This is a genomic window from Paenarthrobacter sp. NCHU4564 (assembly GCF_052156435.1).
Classification (GTDB): Bacteria; Actinomycetota; Actinomycetes; order Actinomycetales; family Micrococcaceae; genus Arthrobacter.
The window spans coordinates 1-3,689 of sequence record NZ_JBQLIS010000045.1; the positions used below are offsets into that span (position 1 = coordinate 1).

Consider the following 3,689-nt stretch of genomic DNA (forward strand, 5'->3'; position numbering starts at 1 on the left):
TTTTTGTGGTGGCATGGTTTTTGCTGCTGGTGTTCTGGTGTTAGTACGGCGGTCCTGTCCTTTTGTGGTGGGGTTGTTTGGAAGGTGCCGGGGTGTTGGTGGTGGGGGTTGTGTTTGGCGCACTGTTGGGTCCTGAGGCAACAGGACCTTCACGCAGCTTTTTGCGGGGAGACACGTTTCTGGTGTTTCTTTGTTTTCCTGCGGCCGTTTCCTTGTCACACGGGTACCCCTCTTTTTTGTGGGGGTGGTGTGGTGGGGGTGGTTGTTGGGGTTGTTGTTTGAGAACTACATAGTGGACGCGAGCATCTGGACGCATGCACCTGTTGGGTGTGTGTGTTCGTAGCAATTTCTTTGATTTAGAACCTGGGACTGCTGCCTGCCTGTTGGGTGGGTGGTGGTTTTCCTGTGGTTCTCTCGAATGGATTCAAGCATCAGCCAGGCCCCTTGAGGGGGTTTGGTGTGTGTGGTCTAGTTTTTAAGGGCGCACGGTGGATGCCTTGGCATCAGGAGCCGAAGAAGGACGTAGGAATCTGCGATAAGCCTGGGGGAGTTGATAACCGAGCGGTGATCCCAGGATGTCCGAATGGGGAAACCCCGCACAACGCTGTGAGGTGATTGTGTGACCCGTACCTGAACTCATAGGGTGCGTGGGGGGAACGCGGGGAAGTGAAACATCTCAGTACCCGTAGGAAGAGAAAACAAGAGTGATTCCGTTAGTAGTGGCGAGCGAACGCGGATGAGGCTAAACCGACCCATGTGTGATAGCCGGCGGGCGTTGCGTGGGCGGGGTTGTGGGACTTGCTGTACTGGTTCTGCCGGACCGGTGGGGTGAGAGTGCAGGTATAGGTGAACGGTCTTGAAAGGCCGGCCAGAGAGGGTGTGAGTCCCGTAACCGTAATGTTGTGCACCGCCTTTGGTGAGGATCCCAAGTAGCACGGGGCCCGAGAAATCCCGTGTGAATCTGTCAGGACCACCTGATAAGCCTAAATACTTCCTGATGACCGATAGCGGACCAGTACCGTGAGGGAAAGGTGAAAAGTACCCCGGGAGGGGAGTGAAACAGTACCTGAAACCGTGTGCTTACAATCCGTCAGAGCAGCCTTGTTGTTGTGATGGCGTGCCTTTTGAAGAATGAGCCTGCGAGTTAGTGTTACGTCGCGAGGTTAACCCGTGTGGGGCAGCCGTAGCGAAAGCGAGTCTGAACAGGGCGTTTGAGTGGCGTGATCTAGACCCGAAGCGGAGTGATCTACCCATGGCCAGGTTGAAGCGACGGTAAGACGTCGTGGAGGACCGAACCCACTTCAGTTGAAAATGGAGGGGATGAGCTGTGGGTAGGGGTGAAAGGCCAATCAAACTCCGTGATAGCTGGTTCTCCCCGAAATGCATTTAGGTGCAGCGTTGCGTGTTTCTTGCCGGAGGTAGAGCTACTGGATGGCCGATGGGCCCTACAAGGTTACTGACGTCAGCCAAACTCCGAATGCCGGTAAGTCAGAGCGCAGCAGTGAGACTGTGGGGGATAAGCTTCATAGTCGAGAGGGAAACAGCCCAGACCACCAACTAAGGCCCCTAAGCGTGTGCTAAGTGGGAAAGGATGTGGAGTTGCTTAGACAACCAGGAGGTTGGCTTAGAAGCAGCCATCCTTGAAAGAGTGCGTAATAGCTCACTGGTCAAGTGATTCCGCGCCGACAATGTAGCGGGGCTCAAGTACACCGCCGAAGTTGTGGCATTCACGCATAGACCCGAGCCTTCGTGGTTCAGGGGTGTGGATGGGTAGGGGAGCGTCGTGTGGGCGGTGAAGTCGCGGTGGAAACCAGCGGTGGAGCCTACACGAGTGAGAATGCAGGCATGAGTAGCGAAAGACGGGTGGGAAACCCGTCCGCCGAATGATCAAGGGTTCCAGGGTCAAGCTAATCTGCCCTGGGTAAGTCGGGACCTAAGGCGAGGCCGACAGGCGTAGTCGATGGACAACGGGTTGATATTCCCGTACCGGCGAAAAACCGCCAATACTGAGCGGGGGATACTAACCACCCCCCACCCTGCCCGGATCACCACTTGTGGTGTGATGGTTGTGGTGGTGGCTGGGACCTGATCCCGGGAGGTAAGCGTATTAACAGGTGTGACGCAGGAAGGTAGCCGGGCCGGGCGATGGTAGCCCCGGTCCAAGGATGTAGGGTCAGGGATAGGCAAATCCGTTCCTGTGTGCTTCGAGCACGCTCCTGAGATCTGATGGGACCCCCGTTCGGGGGGATCCGGTGATCCTATGCTGCCTAGAAAAGCATCGACGCGAGGTTTTAGCTGCCCGTACCCCAAACCGACACAGGTGATCAGGTAGAGAATACCAAGGCGATCGAGAGAATTATGGTTAAGGAACTCGGCAAAATGCCCCCGTAACTTCGGGAGAAGGGGGGCCTGCCCCGTGAAACGACCTTGCGTTGTGGAGCGGGTGTGGGCCGCAGAGACCAGGGGGAAGCGACTGTTTACTAAAAACACAGGTCCGTGCGAAGTCGCAAGACGATGTATACGGACTGACTCCTGCCCGGTGCTGGAAGGTTAAGAGGACCGGTTAGCCACCTCGCGTGGCGAAGCTGAGAATTTAAGCCCCAGTAAACGGCGGTGGTAACTATAACCATCCTAAGGTAGCGAAATTCCTTGTCGGGTAAGTTCCGACCTGCACGAATGGAGTAACGACTTCCCCGCTGTCTCAACCATAAACTCGGCGAAATTGCAGTACGAGTAAAGATGCTCGTTACGCGCAGCAGGACGGAAAGACCCCGAGACCTTTACTATAGTTTGGTATTGGTGTTCGGAGTGGCTTGTGTAGGATAGGTGGGAGACGTTGAAGCCCGGACGCCAGTTCGGGTGGAGTCATCGTTGAAATACCACTCTGGTCACTTTGGACATCTAACTTCGGCCCGTGATCCGGGTCAGGGACAGTGCCTGATGGGTAGTTTAACTGGGGCGGTTGCCTCCTAAAGAGTAACGGAGGCGCCCAAAGGTTCCCTCAGCCTGGTTGGCAATCAGGTGTCGAGTGTAAGTGCACAAGGGAGCTTGACTGTGAGAGAGACATCTCAAGCAGGGACGAAAGTCGGGACTAGTGATCCGGCGGTACATTGTGGAATGGCCGTCGCTCAACGGATAAAAGGTACCTCGGGGATAACAGGCTGATCTTGCCCAAGAGTCCATATCGACGGCATGGTTTGGCACCTCGATGTCGGCTCGTCGCATCCTGGGGCTGGAGTAGGTCCCAAGGGTTGGGCTGTTCGCCCATTAAAGCGGTACGCGAGCTGGGTTTAGAACGTCGTGAGACAGTTCGGTCCCTATCCGCTGCGCGCGCAGGAAATTTGAGAAGGGCTGTCCTTAGTACGAGAGGACCGGGACGGACGAACCTCTGGTGTGTCAGTTGTACTGCCAAGTGCACCGCTGATTAGCTACGTTCGGATGGGATAACCGCTGAAAGCATCTAAGCGGGAAGCTCGCTTCAAGATGAGATTTCCACACACCTAGCGTGTGAGAGGCCCCCAGCCAGACCACTGGGTTGATAGGCCGGACGTGGAAGCGAGGACCAAAGACTCGTGAAGCTGACCGGTACTAATAGGCCAACAACTAACACCACACACACTTGCATGCACGCGTCCACTATGTGGTTCCCGAACAACAACCCGTTCAGGAAAACCAACCACAACCAAATA

The 3,689-nt window shown here is 55.6% G+C and carries 1 rRNA gene; it reads left to right on the top strand.

From position 1 onward, the window contains the following. The first annotated feature begins 465 nt into the window (after positions 1-465). Positions 466-3,613: ribosomal RNA gene (locus ACSVIE_RS20995) — 23S ribosomal RNA — on the top strand. Positions 3,614-3,689 lie beyond the last annotated feature (76 nt).